At 63.2% G+C, this 18,960-nt stretch carries 17 protein-coding genes; 10 read left to right on the top strand and 7 right to left on the bottom strand.

Translation table 11 applies throughout. The features are described 5' to 3' along the window. Positions 1-48 precede the first annotated feature (48 nt). From ACM9NP_RS00655 to ACM9NP_RS00635, 5 genes are all read right to left on the bottom strand, one after another. A complete protein-coding gene (locus tag ACM9NP_RS00655; protein WP_415644550.1) occupies positions 49-831 on the bottom strand; it encodes an ABC transporter permease in 783 nt (260 codons plus the stop codon). Continuing rightward, positions 828-1,565, bottom strand: coding sequence for an ABC transporter ATP-binding protein (locus ACM9NP_RS00650; RefSeq protein WP_415644549.1), 738 nt, complete (start codon positions 1,563-1,565; stop codon positions 828-830). Before ACM9NP_RS00650 ends, ACM9NP_RS00655 begins: the two co-directional genes overlap by 4 nt. Further along, on the bottom strand, positions 1,562-2,119 hold the full coding sequence (locus tag ACM9NP_RS00645) for a TetR family transcriptional regulator (RefSeq protein WP_415644548.1): 558 nt from the start codon (positions 2,117-2,119) through the stop codon (positions 1,562-1,564). Before ACM9NP_RS00645 ends, ACM9NP_RS00650 begins: the two co-directional genes overlap by 4 nt. 16 nt (positions 2,120-2,135) lie before the next feature. Then, positions 2,136-2,294 carry a hypothetical protein gene (locus tag ACM9NP_RS00640; protein ID WP_415644547.1) on the bottom strand — a complete coding sequence of 53 codons (159 nt, stop codon included), beginning with the start codon at positions 2,292-2,294 and terminating at the stop codon, positions 2,136-2,138. A 300-nt stretch (positions 2,295-2,594) separates the two neighbouring features. Further along, a complete protein-coding gene (locus ACM9NP_RS00635; RefSeq protein WP_415644546.1) occupies positions 2,595-4,091 on the bottom strand; it encodes a SulP family inorganic anion transporter in 1,497 nt (498 codons plus the stop codon). Positions 4,092-4,571: 480 nt separating this feature from the next. Between ACM9NP_RS00635 and ACM9NP_RS00630 the strand changes: the two genes are divergently transcribed. Next, a complete protein-coding gene (locus ACM9NP_RS00630; protein WP_415644545.1) occupies positions 4,572-4,997 on the top strand; it encodes a MerR family transcriptional regulator in 426 nt (141 codons plus the stop codon). A gap of 208 nt (positions 4,998-5,205) precedes the next feature. On the opposite strand, the gene ACM9NP_RS00625 is transcribed toward ACM9NP_RS00630, so the two are convergent. Further along, on the bottom strand, positions 5,206-6,276 hold the full coding sequence (locus ACM9NP_RS00625) for a flavin-containing monooxygenase (protein ID WP_415644544.1): 1,071 nt from the start codon (positions 6,274-6,276) through the stop codon (positions 5,206-5,208). Positions 6,277-6,329: 53 nt separating this feature from the next. Here ACM9NP_RS00625 and ACM9NP_RS00620 point away from each other — a divergent pair, with 53 nt between their 5' ends. From ACM9NP_RS00620 to ACM9NP_RS00605, 4 genes are all read left to right on the top strand, one after another. Further along, on the top strand, positions 6,330-6,674 hold the full coding sequence (locus ACM9NP_RS00620; protein ID WP_415644543.1) for an ArsR/SmtB family transcription factor: 345 nt from the start codon (positions 6,330-6,332) through the stop codon (positions 6,672-6,674). 88 nt (positions 6,675-6,762) lie between these two features. Continuing rightward, complete coding sequence (locus ACM9NP_RS00615) at positions 6,763-7,086, top strand: ArsR/SmtB family transcription factor (protein WP_415644542.1); 324 nt, start codon at positions 6,763-6,765, stop codon at positions 7,084-7,086. Next, positions 7,086-8,183 carry an ACR3 family arsenite efflux transporter gene (gene arsB, locus ACM9NP_RS00610; RefSeq protein WP_415644541.1) on the top strand — a complete coding sequence of 366 codons (1,098 nt, stop codon included), beginning with the start codon at positions 7,086-7,088 and terminating at the stop codon, positions 8,181-8,183. The genes ACM9NP_RS00615 and arsB overlap by 1 nt, the downstream gene beginning before the upstream one ends. Positions 8,184-8,280: 97 nt before the next feature. Then, positions 8,281-8,691, top strand: coding sequence for an arsenate reductase ArsC (locus tag ACM9NP_RS00605; protein WP_415644540.1), 411 nt, complete (start codon positions 8,281-8,283; stop codon positions 8,689-8,691). A gap of 136 nt (positions 8,692-8,827) precedes the next feature. Here ACM9NP_RS00605 and ACM9NP_RS00600 read toward each other — a convergent pair whose 3' ends face one another. Continuing rightward, on the bottom strand, positions 8,828-9,160 hold the full coding sequence (locus tag ACM9NP_RS00600; RefSeq protein WP_415644539.1) for an ArsR/SmtB family transcription factor: 333 nt from the start codon (positions 9,158-9,160) through the stop codon (positions 8,828-8,830). A gap of 100 nt (positions 9,161-9,260) precedes the next feature. Here ACM9NP_RS00600 and ACM9NP_RS00595 point away from each other — a divergent pair, with 100 nt between their 5' ends. The 5 genes from ACM9NP_RS00595 (at position 9,261) to ACM9NP_RS00575 (ending at position 18,958) form a co-directional block, all read left to right on the top strand. Continuing rightward, a complete protein-coding gene (locus tag ACM9NP_RS00595; protein WP_415644538.1) occupies positions 9,261-10,739 on the top strand; it encodes an NAD(P)-binding domain-containing protein in 1,479 nt (492 codons plus the stop codon). Further along, on the top strand, positions 10,736-11,977 hold the full coding sequence (locus ACM9NP_RS00590) for an MFS transporter (protein WP_415644537.1): 1,242 nt from the start codon (positions 10,736-10,738) through the stop codon (positions 11,975-11,977). Before ACM9NP_RS00595 ends, ACM9NP_RS00590 begins: the two co-directional genes overlap by 4 nt. 1,023 nt (positions 11,978-13,000) lie before the next feature. After that, on the top strand, positions 13,001-14,470 hold the full coding sequence (locus tag ACM9NP_RS00585; protein ID WP_415644536.1) for a VCBS repeat-containing protein: 1,470 nt from the start codon (positions 13,001-13,003) through the stop codon (positions 14,468-14,470). A 5-nt stretch (positions 14,471-14,475) separates the two neighbouring features. After that, a complete protein-coding gene (locus tag ACM9NP_RS00580) occupies positions 14,476-14,757 on the top strand; it encodes a hypothetical protein (RefSeq protein ID WP_415644535.1) in 282 nt (93 codons plus the stop codon). Next, positions 14,732-18,958, top strand: coding sequence for a LamG domain-containing protein (locus ACM9NP_RS00575; protein ID WP_415644534.1), 4,227 nt, complete (start codon positions 14,732-14,734; stop codon positions 18,956-18,958). Before ACM9NP_RS00580 ends, ACM9NP_RS00575 begins: the two co-directional genes overlap by 26 nt. Positions 18,959-18,960: the final 2 nt, after the last annotated feature.

The following is an 18,960-nucleotide window of genomic DNA, read 5'->3' as shown; positions in this document are numbered from 1 at the left end:
TCTCCTTCCATCGAATATCCATTGTCGAACGTTTACAAGAACATCCGCTCATCGTCGGTATGCGGATGACCATCTCCACCAGCTGATCGTCGCTGTCATCGCCACCGCGGACAACAACAGAGGAGACAGGAGTTGGATGAGAGTGATCTGGTCGGCTGCTTGAGGACCCCCGAGCCCGAGCCACAGGCTTGGCGCGGCGTACGGGAACCAACTGCCCAGGCCCGCGATCGTGACGATCTGGGTAGTGACGATGATGGCGAACAGGACGGCGATTCCGGTCAGGTAACCACGTCCGATGCTGGAGACCAACGCCAATGGAGTGGTGAGCGCGGCGGTGAGAAGCGTTCCAACGGCCAGTTTGGTCAGCACCATCCACTCGTCCGACGCGGGCCACCCGTCGTACGCGAACAGCCCGAGCAGGATGGTCGCCAAGACCACCACGGCGGAGACGACGATCGCCCAGACCGCGAGGACGATGAACTTGGCTGTAGCGATCTGCCCTCGGGACACCGCGAGCGAGGACAATGCTCCGATGGTGTCATCGGTGAACTCGCGTCCAAAGATCCAACAACAGACGATTCCGATCACGACGAGTGTGGCGACGCTGAGGACCTGCCCGGCCACCGCGAAATGCGCGGACCAGCCGGAGCCGATCACCATGGTGCGGGCTTTCACAGCGAGCTGACCGTCGGAGTCGGATCGTGCCGCCGCCATCAGTCCAGCGGACAGGAGAGGCACCGCCACGGCGAGAACGGCAGTCGCGGCCCACATCACCGTCGACCGACGGAGTTTGAGCCATTCGAATGCGACAGCGGCGACGATTCCCTTCATGAGGACGCTCCCAGTTCTGCCGCGTACACCAGATCGAAGAACCGCTTCTCCAAGTCGACGCCACCCGGGTCCAAGTCCGCTATGACCTTTCCTCGATGCAGAACGGTGACGGTGTCGGCGATCCGTGCGACCTCGTCGAGATGGTGACTGGAAACCAGGATTCCGGCGCCCCGGCTCGTTGCGGAGTTCAGCGCTCGGCGAAGACTGACGACCGCCAGGGGGTCGAGGCTCGTTGTTGGTTCATCCAAGATCAACAGCTCCGGTTCGTGGGCCATTGCCGCAGCCAGTGCCACTCGTTGACGGTTTCCGAGGGAAAGCGTTCTCACCCGTTTGCCCGCCTCCCGGTCCAAGCCGAACGCGGCGATGATCGCTTCCGTGGCGGCGCTGGCTTCCGTCTTGGAAGTACCGTGCATTCGCGCGGACGCATAGATGTTCTCTCGTCCAGTCAGCTCTCGGTAGGTGAATGCGGTGTCGAGTATGTACCCGACCCGAGCCCACATGCTCGGGTGCGCGGTGTTGGGACGGCGTCCGAGGACACTGATGCTTCCAGCGCTGGGGCGCAACATTCCGAGAATGCCGCGCATGAGCGTCGTCTTACCAGCCCCGTTGACTCCAACAAGCGCGTGAATCCGTCCCTTTTCTACTGTGAGATTGACGTCATGCACCACCGAGGTGCCGCGATATCCCATGCCCAGACCGTCCAGTGTTACGAGATGGGTGAAGTCGGCGCTCATGTGATTCCCTCAGGGTCCAAGGTGCGCAGGGCCGTTGCGATGGCGCTGGTCAACGATGGGTACGGTTCGGTTTCGGCCCAGGTCAGAAGCACAGTGGTCAAAGCACCGAGGCAGGCACCTGCGGCCGCACTCGATTCGAAGGCGTCGAAGCGCTCGCGGAGGGCGCCGATCAAGGCCGCCTCCGTGTCAGCGTGTCCCGCCCACATTGCGGACCGAAGGGTGGCACTGCCGGCCACCAGGCGTACTCGCCGCCGAGCCACCGGTTCGACCGCCGTCAGATCTGCTGTGCTCCAGGTCCGCCAGATTCCCCGGCAGGCAGCCTGAAGCGCCGTCGCGGCATCTGTTTCTCGGCGTATCGACTCGGCGATCATCGGGTCGAACGGATCCCACAACGCCGCGGCCTCCTTGCTCGGGAAGTACCGGAAGAAGGTCACTTGAGACACACCGGCGGCTGCGGCTATCTGAGCAGTGGTCGTCCGCTCGAAGCCAGCCCGTTCGAATGCCTCCAGGGCGCACTCCTGCAATCGCATGCGCGTCCTCTGAGCCTTGTCCACGAATAAATGTTAGTGGCTAACATTTCGAGATCGGCTCATCTGTTCGGTCAGGGCCGACGCGCTCGTTGCCGGTCAACTGCCGGAGGTACCGATGCCAGGCGAGCGTCTCCGCCGCGTCGTCGAACCCCTCGGCGACCACGACGTCCGTCGACGAGTGCAGAAGAATTGACACCACGGTCGTTCCTACGATCAGGAACAACAGATCAGCACCGCCGATGCCGGATTCCAACTCATCCGCAGGATCGCCGTTCGCCGGTGACCCGCGCGTGGTCCCGGATGTTCCCGGCGGCCACGTCGATTCCGTGGTGCGAGCACTTGTGGGACAAATGGTCCGACGACGTGATTCCCAAGTTCGGCTAGCCCGGTCCAGGATCATGGGCTCGCAGAACAGTCGACGTTCAAAGGCGATCTTGTGATTCAGGGATCCGGTTGGGGCGGCCGTTCCTGGGCGAGTCGACCGCCTTCGTCCGACGCGTCAGTGGGCGTTCGTGAGGCCTCCCGTCAGTGTCGTGTGAAGGTCGGCGCTCGGTGGGTTGAGTCCCACTATTTCGACCGTTTTTCCACGCGTCGCGTACTTCTCAGTGACGATGTCGAGCGCCGATACGGCCGACGCGTCCCACACGTGGGAGTCGGTGAGATCGATGATGACCGTGGCGGGGTCATTCGCGTAATCGAAGCTGGTGACCAGTTCGTTGCTGGAGGCGAAGAACAACTCTCCGGTCACCGCGTAGACGACTGTTCCTCCGGCAGGATCGATCACGCTGGTGACGTCGACGACGCGCGCGACTCTCCGTGTGAACAGAACCGCGGCGACGATGACCCCGGCGGCGACGCCGATCGCGAGATTGTGAGTCGCGACGACGACGATCACCGTGATGACCATGGTGATCGTCTCGCCTACAGGCATGCGTCGTAGGGTGCGAGGCGTGACGCTGCGCCAGTCGAAGGTGACGGCTGATACGAAGATCATCACCGCGACGAGAGCTCCCATCGGGATCATCGCGACGGCATCGCCCAATGTCACCACCAGTAGTAGTAGGAACATCCCAGCTGCGAAGGTCGACAATCGGCTGCGGGCTCCAGACTTGACGTTGATCATCGTCTGTCCGATCATCGCGCACGATGCCATCCCTCCGAAGAAACCGGTGATGACGTTGGCGATGCCTTGACCGCGGGCTTCACGGGTCTTGTCGGAGGGGGTGTCGGTGGCATCGTCGACGACTTGGGCAGTGAGCAGGGACTCGAGAAGTCCAACGGACGCGAGACCGATCGCGTAGGGGAGGATGACGGTCGCCGTCTCGATGGTGAACGGCACGTCAGGTAGTGACAGGAAGGGGATGCTGTCCGGCAGCGCGCCCATGTCTCCGACAGTGGGTACGGCCATTCCTCCGAGGATCGTGATGGCGCTCAGGACGACGATCGCTACCAGGGGCGCCGGAACGGCCTTGGTGAGGCGGGGCAGCAGCACGATGATTCCGAGCCCGCCGGCGACGAGTGCCCATATCTGCCAGGACGCTCCGATGAGATGTGGCAGTTGTGCCAGGAAGATCAGGATCGCCAAGGCGTTGATGAATCCGGTCAGGACGCTCCGTGGTATGAACCGCATCAGTTTGGCGACGCCACAGACGCCGAGGATGATCTGAAGGACTCCTGCCGCGATCGTGGCCGCCAACAGGTATCCGATTCCGTGTGACGCGACCAATGGTGCGACGACGAGAGCCATCGCTCCGGTCGCCGCGGAGATCATGGCGGGTCTGCCACCGAGAAACGCGATCGACACCGCCATCGTGAACGACGCGAACAGACCGACTTGCGGCTCGACTCCGGCGATGATCGAGAATGCGATGGCCTCAGGGATGAGCGCGAGCGCCACCAATAGGCCGGCGAGCAGTTCCGTACGTAGGAACGGCAGAGTCGGACGGGGCAGGCGGAATCGGGCACGCGACAGCGTGCTGAAGGCAGACGAGTACATGCACAACCGTTCAGGCAGGGAGACGAAGGCACACCACGACAGCGTTGGGTGATGCGGGAATGAGTCTGACCGTACCCAATCAACACTGACGTTACGTCAGGTTGTGTCGGCTTCATGGCGAAGCTCACAAATGTATACAGTGGCATGTATGGATGACTTCGCTCCGCATCGGTGAGTTGCGGCGCTTCGTCGTGGACTTCCGGCCGTCGTTGTCAGGACCGTGGAGTTGCCGGACTCCTGCCTGGATGCGCGGGAGTACACGTCACCGCCACCGCCACCGCCACCGTCGGCGCGACCGCGACGGTCAGAGGTCCGGAAAGGCGTTCGGATGACGTCGGTCATCGGGGGCTCCGAACGAGATCTGGGGTCAGGCAGGACTCATCGTTGGCTGAGTTCCCACTGTCGATCGTCGGCTGACATGCGAGTCGCCACGGCCAGCGGTACGGTGTTACCGGCAGCGGCGGGAGCGATGGAGCGGTGATGAGCGGCGAACTGATGCAGATCGGGGAGGTTGCCGAGCGAACTTGCCTGAGCCTTCGAACGATCCGCTATTACGAAGAGGTCGGCCTGGTCGTTCCGTCGGGGAGGAGCCGAGGTGGCTTTCGCCTCTACACTGAGGCCAATGTTCGTCGGTTGTGGTTGATTCGTCGGCTCAAGCCTTTGGAGCTTTCGCTGGATCAGATCCGGGACCTCTTGACTACGCTTGACCGTGTCGAGTCCGGTGCGGTCGCCGCTGAAGATGCGGCCACTCTTCGATCGACGTTGACGTCTTTTCAATCGATCGCTCGTGCTCGATGCGAGTCGTTGCGTGATCAGTTGGTGGGAGCCGAGGAGTTCGCTGCGGACATGGCCGACCGCATCTCCGAGCTCTCCTCGGCTGAACAAAACGAAACAGCCGAACCTTAACGTCGCGTGAGATTGTGCCGCACGATCACGCCTGCTGTGTCGATGGTCCGATACTCCTGACGGTCGCACCGGAATCTGTTGCGCCGCAGTGATAGATGTGTCGGACCGACGTTCCCTTGGCCGCACATCCGTGGAGCCATTGCGGGAGCCGACGTCAGTTCTCGCTCCGTGCGGTTGCCGGCCGTCGTATCCGTCGGTTTTTGAGGCCTCACTGTCGGCCCGAGTGTCGGTTCGTTTTGCTCAGGTCTGCCATGAGGGCCTCGATCACCATCAGCGCGTCGCTCCCAGCACCGCGAAGTGTGGCCGAGGCGAGGCTTCGTTGGTGTTCGAGCCCGACGTAGCCGAGGCCACGCATGGTGGTCGATACGCCGTTTCGATGCAAGGGGGTGTCGGCCGCGTCGAGTGCGGATGTTCCTTTGAGGAACGGAACATCGGGGCCGTATCCGGTCGCGAAGATGACGGCGTCGAATGCCTGTTCACTACCATCGGCGAGGACGAGTTGGTGGCCCTCCATCGCACGGAACATTGGCTCGTGGTGGATGTGGCCTTTGCGGAACGCATCGCGGTAGCGACCGTCATCGACCACGGGAAGCGATTGCGGCAGAAGGGTTCGCAGTTTCGACGCCGAATCAAGACCAGTGTGGACTAGCCACCAATGGAGGTCGCGACCGAAGAGGCGTTGCCGCTGCCATCGAATCGCGCGACGTGTGAACACGGTGACGTCAGAGGCGGCGGCCAGCTCGTGCGCGATCTGTATCGCGGAGTTGCCGGCGCCGACGATCGCGATACGTTGGCCCGCGAACCCGTTGGCGGAGGTGTACTCGGCCGCGTGAAGAGTTCGCCCCGCGAAGCTGGCGAGGCCGGGAACGTCAGGCAGGATCGGGCGTCCGAAGCTGCCGCTGGCCACGACGACCAGGGGAGCCTCGAGGGAGAAGCCGTCACCAATGGCGGCGAATCCGCTCCTGGTTTGAGTCAGTGACTGAACGCGGTGGCCGTAGCGGATATCAGTGTCGATGGCGTTGGCGTAAGCGGTCAGGTATGCCACGACCTCGTCACGTGTCGGATACGCGTCCGGGTCTCCCGGAAAGGGTCGGCCGGGCAGCGCCGAGAACCGTGCGGGGGAGAAGAGGGTGAGTGAGTCGTAGTAACGAGGCCAGGCTCCACCTGGACGCTCGGACGCGTCCAGCAATGTGGGAGTGAAACCGGTATGGAGCAGGTGGTGTGCCGTGGCGAGGCCCGCCTGGCCTGCCCCGATCACCAGGGCCTTCGATGTGCGCATCCGCCCATCATATCGTCATTTCCCGATTTAACGAAATGATCTACACTGAAGGCATGGACGCAGAATCGCTGTTCCCTCCGGAGACGGGGATGTTCTTGAAGGCGTTGGCGAGCGAGACTCGCCAACAAATCCTGTACGCGTTCGTCTCGGGTTCGACGTTCACCGTCGGTGAGGTGGCCGAGCGGTGCGGAATCGGGCAGTCCACCGCGTCTGAACAGCTCGGCATCCTGAGGCGAGGCGGCCTATTGGTTGCTTCCCGCGATGGCAAGCAGGTTCACTACAAGGCCGATCCGGATACCATCCGCGCCCGACTGTCGGAGCTTGAGGGCTTTCTCTCGCGGTGCTGCCCGCCGACTGAAGGTCGAGTGGCGTCGCCGTCGCATGCCAGCGGGAAGTGAACGCGGTGCCGCAGCCGCCATGGTGAGTGCATGACGCATCGTGTGAGGCTCGCAACATCCGTCGCCTGCTGTGGTCGAGCCTCTGTTCGTGAGCTTTAATCAACCTGTGTTGATATCAGCTGAAGTTGATGTGATTCGCGTACTGGCCGATCCTCTGCGAGCGCAGTTGGTCGAGTTGCTGGCCAATGGGCCCGCTTGTACGTGTCATCTCGTGACTGACACCGGGGCGAAGCAGCCGACGGTGTCTCACCATTTGAAGGCGTTGAAAGACGCGGGGTTGGTCGTCGCCGAACCTCGCGGTCGTTTCACTTACTACCGATTGCTTCCGGATCCTCTGGAAAGATCGGCGGCTGCCTTGGCGGCACTGGCCGAGCAGGCGCGAACCAACGCGAACCAGTTGAGGGAATGCTGATGGCCACGACGAAGTCGACCGCTTCCGGGGCCGTCACCGATCGCAAGCTGTCTACTCTGGATAGATTCTTGCCGGTGTGGATCGGTGTCGCCATGTTGGCCGGTTTGGCGCTCGGTAGAACGGTTCCGGGCTTGGGCGAGGTGCTGGACGCTGTCGCGATCGGCGGTATTTCCGTTCCTATCGCGTTGGGCTTGCTGCTCATGATGTACCCCGTGCTGGCGAAGGTGCGGTATGACCGCCTGGACAGGGTGACCAGGGACAAGCCGTTGATGATCGCGTCGTTGGCGTTGAACTGGATCGTCGGTCCGGCGCTCATGTTCGCACTGGCCTGGATCTTCTTGGCGGATCTGCCGGAGTACCGCACGGGGTTGATCATCGTCGGTCTGGCGAGATGTATCGCGATGGTGATCATCTGGAATGACCTGGCGTGCGGCGATCGAGAGGCGACCGCAGTGCTCGTCGCCGTGAACTCGGTGTTTCAGGTCGTTGCGTTCGGGGCTCTCGGTTGGTTCTACCTTGACGTCCTGCCCACGTGGCTTGGATTGTCGTCGACGGGCTTGGACGTGCCGGTTTGGGTGATCGTCGCGAATGTCGCCGTCTTCCTCGGAATTCCGCTGGTCGCCGGATACGCGACACGCAGGCTCGGGGAAAAAGCGAAGGGCCGGTCCTGGTACGAAGGGCGGTTCCTGCCTCGAATCGGTCCGTTCGCGCTGTACGGGCTCCTCTTCACCATCGTGATTCTGTTTGCGCTGCAAGGTGATCGGATCACGCAGCAACCGGGAGACGTCGCCCGTATCGCTCTGCCCCTCCTGATGTACTTCGCCGTGATGTGGGGTGGATCCTTCGCGCTGGGCAAGACGATCGGACTGTCGTATCCACGCACGACAGCGTTGGCGTTCACAGCTGCCGGAAACAACTTCGAACTGGCGATCGCCGTCGCCATCGCCACCTTCGGCGTCACCTCGGGCCAGGCTCTCGCCGGAGTCGTCGGCCCGCTCATCGAAGTGCCGGTCCTGGTCGCGCTCGTCTACCTGAGTCTGCGGTTGCGCGATCGTTTCCCGACGCGTGCCGAGCAGGCGGAGCGGACGGGGCAATGACGACCACGGCATCTCATCGATTCACGAGTCGGGTCAGGGACTGCCACGGCGTGCCCCGGTTCCGCCTGTCAACAACGAAACATCTCAAGGAGGTCCCATGACCGACAAACCCGAAGTGTTGTTCGTGTGCGTGCACAACGCGGGTCGTTCCCAAATGGCCGCGGCTTTGCTGGATCACCACGCCCAGGGCCACGTTGTCGTTCGGTCGGCGGGCTCTGCTCCCGCCGACTCGATAAATCCTGCGGTGGTGACAGCTCTAGCCGAGGTCGGGTTGGACATCAGCAAGGAGTTCCCGAAACCGCTCACCGATGAGGCCGTTCGCGCCTCGGACGTCGTCATCACGATGGGGTGTGGCGACGCATGCCCGTTCTACCCGGGCAAGCGTTACCTGAACTGGGAACTGGATGATCCGGCCGGACAATCCGTCGAGGAGGTCAGGCGCATCCGCGACGACATAGACCGACGGGTCAGGGAACTTCTCTCGGAACTCGTTCGCGAGTCCGAATGACCCGTAGGGCGCGTCGACATGAGTTCGGCGCGCCCTTAGCGTTCACAACACGTCGAGGGTTCCGGCGTATAGGGGAATCGGCCGCGCGCTGTCCGTGCCTCGTGGGCATGAGTAGGGGCGAGGTTCGAGTTACGAGTTACGAGTCGCAACGAGTAGGCGGTTCGGCGATTCCCGCCAACATCTGGACGGGTACCGCGATCGCGTCGCAGCAGATCGAATAGATGTTGGCCCGACCACGAGGCGTCGCGGTGATGAGATTCTGCTCACGCAACGGCGTCAGGTGATGGGACACGAGAGTCTGCGACAGACCGGTGGCCTCGGTGAGTTCGCGGACGCTTCGTGGGCGTTCGGCCAGAAGCAACACCAAGGTCAAGCGGGTCTCATCGCCCAATGCCTTCAGCTGCGGCGCCAGCTTCTGCGCTTTCTCGGAGATGGTGGCCTCGGTGAGCTCATCTGATGTCTGGACCATGACTCCATTAAACACCCAACTTGCTATCACCAAGAATTACTGGTAATAGTTGCAGTTGTTAGAAGGTTGTAGAAGAGAGTCTGGATTCAAGGAGCTCACGGTGCAGACACGAAAGAACCCCGCTGAGACCGTCGTCGTCATCGGCGCCGGGCCCACCGGATTGGCAGCCGCCGCTCACCTGGTCGAACGGGGCATCACACCCGTCGTGATGGAATCTGGTGACGAAGCGGGTGCCGCGATCCGACAGTGGGGACACGTTCGCCTGTTCTCCCCATGGCAATTCAACATCGACACGGCGTCGCGACGCATCCTCGTCTCGCACGGCTGGCAAGAGCCCGACCCCGCCCACCTGCCGACGGGTACTGAGTTGGTGGATCAATACCTTGCACCCCTCGCCGCCACACCCGAACTCGCGCCGCACATCCAGTACCGCACCCACGTCGTCGCCGTGTCTCGCCAAGGCGTCGACCTCACCCGGACCATCGGACGAGAACACCGCCCGTACCTCGTGCGCTCGCGCTCGGCCGACGGTTCCTACACCGACACCATCGCCGACGCCGTCATCGACGCGTCCGGCACCTGGGGCCACTCCAACCCGCTCGGCGCACATGGCCTCGCCGCCCCCGGTGAGAACGCGTCGGACTCATTCCTCACGGGCCCGCTCCCCGATGTTCTCGGGAAAGACCGCGCCCGCTTCGCAGGGAAGCGCACCCTCGTCGTCGGCATGGGACACTCCGCCGCCAACACCCTCCTGGCGCTCGCGGACCTCGCCGAGGAAGAAGACTCCACGAGCATCGTCTGGGCGATCCGCGGAGGCTCGGCCGCCCGGCTGTACGGCGGCGGGGACGCCGACGCACTCCCCGCGCGAGGGAAACTCGGTACCCGCCTCAAGAAACTCGTCGCTGACGGGAAACTCACCCTGGTCAACAAGTTCACCATCGACCGATTCACTCCAGCCGAATCCGCGATCACGGTGCACGGACGCTCAGCGGACCAACCGATGGAGCTGGAAGTCGACCACATCGTCGCGGCGACCGGCTTCCGCCCCAACCTGGAAATGCTGCGCGAGACTCGGCTCGACATCGACCCCGGAGTCGAAGCCCCCAGCAAGCTCGCGCCTCTGATCGACCCGAACTTCCATTCCTGCGGCACCGTTCCGCCTCACGGCGAAAAGGACCTCGCACACCCCGACGAAGGCATCTATCTCGTTGGCATGAAGAGCTACGGACGCGCACCCACCTTCCTCATGGCGACAGGCTACGAACAAGTGCGTTCCGTCGCCGCCGCGCTCGCCGGGGACCGGGTCGCCGCCGACCGCGTCCAGCTGGAACTGCCCGAGACCGGTGTCTGTTCATCCAGCCCCACGGTCGAGAACGCCGACGGCTCCGTCACCTTCGCAGACACGACGGGCTCATGCGGGACCGACGAGGGCGGCTGCGGAACGGCGCCCGCGCCCAAGGGTCTGTCCACCGGTGTGCTCCACGGATACTCGGGTGAACCGACCACGGTTCTCGAGCTCTCCGAAGCACGACCGAGGACAAGCTGTTGTGGTAGCTCGGACGCCAACGGCGAATCGTGACGACTGCGCCTCACACGCTCGACGTGTCCGGTCAGGCCACACCGAACCCGCCTGACCGGACACGTCGAAAGGGCCTGGCCGCCCTATGCGTCACCGAGATCACGAGCTGGGGCGTCCTCTACTACGCGTTCCCGGTCCTCGTCGGCAGCATCACCGTCACCGAAGGATGGTCGACGGTCGGTGTCATGGCAGGGTTCTCCCTTGGACTCGCGGCATCCGCGATCGCGGGGATCCCCGTCGGCCGCCTGATCGACAAACACGGCCCGAGACCCGTCATGACCTTCGGGTCAATCCTCGGCGTCGCCGCCGTCATCGGTATCGCCATGGCCCCCGACATCTGGTGGTTCGGATTGGCGTGGACGATCTCCGGAATCGCGCAGGCATGCGTCTTCTACAAACCCGCTTTCGCCGCTATCACCGGGTGGTACGGCCCCACCCGAGTCAAGGCCCTCACCGCGCTCACCCTTGTCGCCGGCCTCTCGAGCACCATCTTCGCGCCATTGACCGCCACACTCGTCGACCACACGTCATGGCGCACGACCTACCTGATCCTGGGCGTCATCCTGGCGGTCATCACGATTCCCGCACACGCCATCTACCTTCGAGTCCCGTGGGAACCCCACCAACACTCCGGCGCAAGCCACGACACCGTCGCCACAAGCACCAAGGCCGTGATCCGGTCGGCGCCGTTCATCACCCTCACCCTCGTCGTCATGGTCGCCACATTCGCCATGTTCGCCGTCACCCTCAATCTCGTACCCCTGCTCACCGAACACGGGATGTCCACCAGCCTCGCGGCGTGGGCACTCGGGCTGTGCGGAGCCGGACAACTGTTGGGCCGCGTCGGATACCACCGACTGTCCACACACACCACGCCCAGATTCCGCACCATAGCGGTCCTCGCCACAGCGGCGCTCGCCGTCGTCGTCATGGTGGCGACCATCGGTCAACCGATCGCGGTCATCGCCGCCGCAGTCGCATTTGGAGCGACGCGCGGCATCCTCACACTCCTGGAAGCCACGGCAGTCTCCGATCGCTGGGGGACCAACGCGTTCGGAACCCTTTACGGGATCTACAGTGCTCCTGCGACCGTAGCCATGGCCGTCACGCCGTTCGCTGGAGCGCTCCTCACCGAAAGGCTCGGAGGCAACGAAGCCCTCTTCCTGGCGATGGCCGGATTGCTCATCGTAGGCGCGATTGCCGCCGTGTCAACGAACCCAAAGCCGAGCGTTTCATGACTGCTGCCCGCCAGCGCACTTGATCAGTGATGGTCTGGAGATCAACAAGAAACGATGGTCTCACCGGGGGAGTCGAGCCGATGGACGACGCCTTCGGCAACCCATAGGCCACCTTTTAGGCCACCCGGCATAACAAAAGCCCCGGTCTCATTCCGAGATCGGGGCTTTCACCTGCGGTAATACTGGTGGACGATACTGGGATTGAACCAGTGACCTCTTCCGTGTCAGGCCCGGCCTGTTGATTCAACAAGCACCTTGGAAGGTGCTCTGAACCGGGTTAATGTCCAGCTCAAGCACGCTATTCGATGATGGTCAATATCGACCCATGTCAACGGCTGGTGCTGAGTTTCACCGACATTTGACCGACAGGGAGCGGCCACATGGGATACATCCGCAAGCGATCAAGCGCCAATGGGAAAACTCGTTATCAAGCGATCTATCAGGATTCCCGGGGCATGGACCACTCGGCCGGCACCTTCACTCATGTTCGACCTCCACACGACTCGTCGATGCCGAGGGGCAGGGTCACCGTCTGCTCGGCTGAGCAGATTCCTTTCGGCGATGAGCATTCGTGCGAGGGTGTCGAGCGATGGTCCACATGATCGAAGTACCGATCCCCAGGTAACCGTCGGATGAGGATCTTTGACAATATCGATCCAGCATGGACGCAGTGTGCCCTGGAGGTCCATTGTGCAGTCAAATCGACGGAGGACAGCCAGATTCCTTATGTTCCAACGAATGTCAAGCGTACGGGTCAGATCTCACGGTGATCGACATGGACATTCGATGGTCGCGGCAAACGTGTCACGAATCACATTACCTCGGAATGAATTGACGTATTTACAGTGATCGCTTAGGTTCTCAACGTTCGATCACTCCGGCACAGTGTTCGCGCACGAGGGCTTGCCCGTCCAGAATGTCCTCGCCTGCCCTGCCCCTCGGCGCTCGCGTGCGCCTAATCATGGTGGTCGCCCTGTGTCCGGAGTGAGTTATCGGTGCGCTCGTGAACGAGTGCCCACATTGATGTCAGCCGTCGTGTTGGCGTCCGTTCTGTTCGCGCCGTCGGCTGTTGCGGAGGAGCTCGCGGGATGCCAGTTCAACGATGTCGTCGACTTCAACGGTGACGGGTTCGAGGACGTCGCCGTCGCAGATGATCAGGCCGATGTTGACGGTATGGTCGCCGCTGGCCGGGTCCATGTGTTGTTCGGTGGGACTGTCGGCACGGTCACGCTGTCATTGGCGGATCCGTTCGTTCCCGGAGATCCCATCGGGGGCGGCCGATTCGGCACGGTGCTCGATACCTTCGATGTGAATCTCGATGGTTGCGACGACCTCGTCGTCGGAGCGCCATACGAGTCGGTCGATGGCGCGAATGAAGCGGGAGCCGTGTACGTCCTTCCGGGTTCACCGGCCGGCTTCGGAACCCAACCCACGACCCGATACACGCAGCAGGACTTTTCCGGCCTGGTCGCCGAGCAGGGTGACCAGTTCGGTTTCTCAATCGATGCAGCGCATCGGTTCGATGGGCTCCCGTACCTCGTCGTCGGTGCTCCTGGGGAAGCGATAGGTCCACTATCGAACGCAGGCGGTGTCCTGTTGTTGGCCGCTGGTGCCTCTACCTGGCTGCATCAAGACATCATCGGCATCGCGGGAGAAGCCGAGGCTGGTGACCGGTTCGGTCACGCCGTCGCCGCAGGCGAACGACACGTGGCGATCGGGGTCCCCGGGGAGGACATCGACGGATTCGCCGACGCGGGAATGGCCCACCTCTTCGGACACGACGTTGATCCATCCGCCGTTCTAGAGATCGCCGTCCTCAACCAGCGTGACGACGATCAGAGTGGCGCCATCGAGGAAGACGACCGATACGGCTGGTCGTTGTCGATGGAGTCCTTCGACGACGTCAGTATCGGTCGCTCAACGATCCTCGCCGTCGGCGCACCAGGGGAGGCGATCGGCGAGCATCAGGAAGCGGGGCGCGTCGTGTCTGCGGTGGTCGTTACGGCCACTGGAGCCGTACTTGAACAGGCGTCCATTCATCAAGCGGTCGATGGCGTCTTCGGCGCCTCCGAACCCGGAGACGAGTTCGGATGGACGGTCGAGATCGTGAACCGATCGCCCGAGGAGGTTCCGGAGTGGAGCGACCTCATGCTCGCGGTCGGAATTCCCGGGGAGGAAGGCGAGCCGCTTACGGACACGGGTGCGGTGCAGTTGTTCTCGCTGATCGGCGCGCCTGGTGATCACGACGTATGGGTCGACGCGACAGTGCTCGGACCCGAATGGACTGCCACGTCGGCAGCTCGGATGGGCGAACACATCGCGGCGTCGTCCACGCACCTGTACGTGGGCGATCCGGACGGAACCGGCGCCGTGTACCTGGTCTCGTGGACGAACCTCCTCCTCAACGGCACCGATCCGGTGCGCGTGATTCGGCCAGGTTATGACGGTGTTCCAAGCGCGGGAGCCGTCTCCTTCGGAACGGCGATGGTGTGATCGACATGACTTCAGTGAAGAACTCAACGTCCGGCGGCCTCTTGGCATTGGTGCTGACGACAACGTTGATCACGGCGACCGCAACGGCAGCTCATGCCGATCTCGAATGCCTCCCGTCCACATGGAGCGAGGCCGAGGCCGCCGAGAACGCCGTCGCCTGCGGCGGTGAAGTCGAAGTCGAATCGTTGAGAAGTGAGACCGCCGAGGTCTTCGCGCAGCCCGACGGTTCGTTCATCCGCGTCGAATCGATGGAGCCCGAGCGTGTTCGTTCGCCGTCCCGACGGTGAATGGGTCAGCGTCGATCCGACGCTCATCACCCGTCCGGACGGCTCCATGGGGCCGACGGCATCGACGATCGACCTGTGGTTCCCATCCGCTGGTACGGAGCCGACCGTCGTCACGCGGTTCGGTGACGATGAACTCGCTCTGACGCTCGACACCGGATCAGCGACCGTTCTTCCGGAACCCGTCATATCCGGGGACACCGCGACATACATCGATGTCGTTCCCGGCGTCGACCTCGTGCTCACGGCCGATGTCTCCGGGTTCTCGCACACTCTGATCGTCAAGACCCCCGAAGCGGCGACGAGTCCCGTCATTCGCGACGCCGTGTTCGAGACGACCACCACGGGACTCGATGTCACCGAAGGCGACGGTGAGACGGTCGAGGTCACCGACCCCGAAACCGGTTCGGTCGTTCTGACGAGCGGATCGGCAATGATGTGGGACTCCGCAGGTGATGACGTTACGCGAACCTCGTCGAATCAGGCGCCGCGCGTGGAACCGATGACGGTCTCGGTCACCGACGAGGCGATCACTTTGACGCCCTCTGCGGACATGCTCGACGATCCGTCCACCGTGTATCCGGTTTATATCGATCCGACGTGGACTTCGAAGGAGAGCGCGTACGCGACGCTCACCGACAACGAAGGGTCGGTGTACAACCAGCCGCATCCCCCGGTCAATGCCGACGAAGGCAAGCTCAAGGTCGGTTTCACCGACTTCGACAAGGTCTTCCGAGCCCGCTCGCTGCTCCGGATGCCCCTGTCGAACGTCAACGGCAAGATCATCGAAAGCGCGACGTTCTCGACGACCCAGGGATGGTCCGCATTGGGGTGCGGCCAGTCTGCGGCGACCGGCCTGTACGCGATTCCGACATTCAGCGCTGGCACCACGTGGTCGACCAGTTGGAACTCATCCGGAAGCGGATGGAGCGATCGACTCGACACCAACAGCGAAGTCCGGCGCAACGGCGACACGTGCGCCCCGCGTCCCGTCGAGTGGACCGCGACGAGCGCCGTCAGGGACGCCGTGGCGAGCAACGACAAATACATCTATCTCGGACTCAAAGCGGAGAACGAGTCGAACCACAACGCCTGGAAGAAGTACCGATTGGATGCGGAACTCCGCATCGCATACAACACCCCTCCAGGTACTCCGTCCAGCGCGACGATCGACGGCGACGCCTGCGTCTCAGGGGACCAGCGTCCGGTCACGAGCGACTCGACTCCCACCTTCAAGGCCCGGGTCACCGACACCGACGAGGACACCTTGACAGCCGGTGCGTGGTGGAAGCCCGTGTCGGAGGACTGGACCTCAGCTGTCGGCGTTACGCAGGATCGCCTCAAGACCAACACGTACCTGTCGACGTCCCCCTCCGATCCGATCTCGGACGGAACGTACTCAGCGAGATTCCGGACGACCGACGCGAAGGGGGCCAGCGGCCCCTACCTCAACTGTGAATTCACAGTCGACACTGTCGCGCCGTCGGCCCCGACGGTGCAGTCCACCGACTATCCCGACGAGACGACGAGCAAGGACGGCGCCGGAGGCATCGGCCAGACCGGATCGTTCACGATCGTCGGACCACCCTCTACTGAGGACATCGATGGCTACCTCGTCACGTTGAACGAAGAGGACCCGACACGAGGAGACCGTGTTCCGCTGGCGGGCCAACAGACGTCCATGTCGGTGACCCCGACTCGCGCCGACGCGAACGTTCTGCGGGTCTGGTCGACGGATATGGCCGGCAACCTCAGCACTCCGACCGTGTACCGATTCATCGTCGACAAGAACTTCACGGATCCGGTGGCGCGCTGGTCGCTCGAATCACTCGACGGCGGGCTCGCCGTCGACGACTCCGGCAACGGTCACGACCTCACCGGCGCTCCCGTGCCCCAGTCGGCGCCCGGCCGGCTGGGCGTCGACAAGAGCGCCGCCTTCGACGGTGGAACGGCGCTCCACACGAACGCCGCCGTCGTCGACATGACACAGAGTTTCTCGGTTTCGGCATGGGTTCGTCTGGAGTCGCGCTCGGTCGACCGGACCGTGATGAGCGTCAAGGGCAACGATGTGAGCGCGATGTACCTCAAGTACCGCGCCTCGTCCGATCGCTGGCTGTTCACGGTCCCGTCAACCATCGACGGGACTCCCACCTGGGCCGACGTATGGTCCACAGGGGCCCCCGGGATCGGAGTCTGGACGCATCTGCTCGCGGGATACGACGCGGCGACGGGTGAGTTGTTCCTGTACGTCGACGGTGCACTCCAAGGCCGTACGACGGCGATTCACACCGTCGACGTCCCCGGCGAGCTGTGGGTCGGAACCGCCGCATACGCCAACGACAACCGTCAAGGCTGGCTCGGACGTCTCGACGACCTTCGAATCTGGGACCGGGTCGTCGTTCCTTCGGAGGCGGGAGTCTATGGGAAACAAGCAGCGAAGGCTGCTCGATGGAAACTGAACGGCATTTCGGGCACCAGCACCGACGACGACACTGTGTACGGCAATAGTCTTACATGGACGAACGGTGTCGGCTCGGGAGCCGATGGTACTTCGGCGTCATTCGATGGCAGTGGCTGTGCTGTGTCGGACGTGATCGTGCCGACCGCCTCGTCGTTCTCGGTGTCGGCTTGGGTCTTCTTGGAGGACAAGCGAACCGATCGCGTCGCTGTCGCCCAGTCCGGAACTGTCGCGTCCGCGTTCACCATCGGATATGACGCAGACCTTGATGACTGGGCGTTCACCGCGTCGGCGTCCGACTCGTCCGGCTCGCCCGAAGCCGCAGCGTTCGGTCATGGTGCACTGATTCGACAGTGGACGCATCTGGTCGCGGCGTACGACGCGAGCGACGGAACCGTCCAGATGTACGTCAACGGCAGTCTCACCGGCACCGCCGACATCGGTCCTGGATGGGACGCGCCCCGAGGGATCACCGTGGGGTGCGCCGATCCGGGCGGCGAGCCGCGATCGCAGTGGCTCGGCGGAATCGACGACGTTCATGTCTTCGGCGGCACCATTGGTGAGACGACGACATTGACTGACTCGGAGACCGTCACCGACGTGATGGCCGGCGCCGATCGACTTAGCGGCGACATTCCCGACGTGGACCGGACACCGTCCGACATCTATACATTGGATTTCGACGCCGGATACGCGACGTTGTCCGCGTTGACGGCGAAGGCCGGCTCCTGGTCCGACCAGATCGTGTGGCAGTCGTCCACCTCGGACTACTTCGACTTTTACACGACGATGACACAGCTCGACGTCAACGGGGACGGCCTCGACGACGTGGCGTTGATTCATGAACGCCACGAGTACTACAAGTCTCCGACCTCGACGAACTCCGTCATCTCCGCGCGGTACGTCACCGTTGAGGTGCTCATACGGGACGAGTACGGCCTGTGGGAGCAACCTCCGGCCCAGCTCGACAGCACCATGGCGCCGTCTGACGGTACGCCCGCGCCGCCCGGCCCGTGGATGCCCGCCGCCACCTACATCACGGCGGGCGACATCGACGGCGACGGCGACGACGATCTCGTGGCGACCCCGGACGGCCGCTCCTGCACGGGTTCGCCCCGGCTCTTCACCGCGACCGACGGTTCGCTGGCGAGTCCGGTCGGCATCGACGTGACCGACTCGATCGATTGGTGCCTGGCGACGAATCCCGAACCGAGCCTCTCCGACGTCAACGGGGACGGTGCAGCGGATCTGACCGTCTACGGGACGGCGGCGAGCGGCATCGGAGCGCGCGTCGCGACGTATCGCGCCGACGGTGCAGATGGTCTCTCGGCTCCCTCCGTGACCTGGAGTTCGACATCCCATGAGTGGAATTCTGGCCTCGTCGACGTGACGACCGGCCACGTCAACGCTTCTGTCGACGATGACCGCGCGCACCCCGACACGGGGGTCGTCGGACCGGGATTCATCGATCGCGGTGTCATGCGTCGAGTCAACTCGACCGGGTCCTGGCGTTTCGACGTGTTCATCACGGTTCCCTACTCAACTGGTGCCGAAAATCCGGTCTCGGCGGTAACCCCGACGGTTCCCGTCGACGCCGAAAGGGCGGACGCGCATCTCATGGACGTCGACGGGGACGGCGACGCCGACCTCGTAGTCGTCTACCGCAGCGACACCACCTCGATCTGGCTCTACAGCAACGACAACGGTGATTTCGGGCCGGAACAACTGGCATGGGAGTCATCGTGATC

The organism is Stackebrandtia soli, assembly GCF_965137155.1.
GTDB lineage: Bacteria > Actinomycetota > Actinomycetes > Mycobacteriales > Micromonosporaceae > Stackebrandtia > Stackebrandtia soli.
Note: the sequence above shows the minus strand (reverse complement) of the source record. Positions and strands in the feature narration are given on the sequence as shown.

Bases quoted from the DNA above. Each gene is read 5' to 3' on its own strand.
- ACM9NP_RS00655 (WP_415644550.1), bottom strand. From the start codon at position 831: ATGAAGGGAATCGTCGCCGCTGTCGCATTCGAATGGCTCAAACTCCGT.
- ACM9NP_RS00650 (WP_415644549.1), bottom strand. From the start codon at position 1,565: ATGAGCGCCGACTTCACCCATCTCGTAACACTGGACGGTCTGGGCATG.
- ACM9NP_RS00635 (WP_415644546.1), bottom strand. From the start codon at position 4,091: ATGTACTCGTCTGCCTTCAGCACGCTGTCGCGTGCCCGATTCCGCCTG.
- ACM9NP_RS00630 (WP_415644545.1), top strand. From the start codon at position 4,572: ATGAGCGGCGAACTGATGCAGATCGGGGAGGTTGCCGAGCGAACTTGC.
- ACM9NP_RS00625 (WP_415644544.1), bottom strand. From the start codon at position 6,276: ATGCGCACATCGAAGGCCCTGGTGATCGGGGCAGGCCAGGCGGGCCTC.
- ACM9NP_RS00620 (WP_415644543.1), top strand. From the start codon at position 6,330: ATGGACGCAGAATCGCTGTTCCCTCCGGAGACGGGGATGTTCTTGAAG.
- arsB (WP_415644541.1), top strand. From the start codon at position 7,086: ATGGCCACGACGAAGTCGACCGCTTCCGGGGCCGTCACCGATCGCAAG.
- ACM9NP_RS00605 (WP_415644540.1), top strand. From the start codon at position 8,281: ATGACCGACAAACCCGAAGTGTTGTTCGTGTGCGTGCACAACGCGGGT.
- ACM9NP_RS00600 (WP_415644539.1), bottom strand. From the start codon at position 9,160: ATGGTCCAGACATCAGATGAGCTCACCGAGGCCACCATCTCCGAGAAA.
- ACM9NP_RS00585 (WP_415644536.1), top strand. From the start codon at position 13,001: ATGTCAGCCGTCGTGTTGGCGTCCGTTCTGTTCGCGCCGTCGGCTGTT.
- ACM9NP_RS00580 (WP_415644535.1), top strand. From the start codon at position 14,476: ATGACTTCAGTGAAGAACTCAACGTCCGGCGGCCTCTTGGCATTGGTG.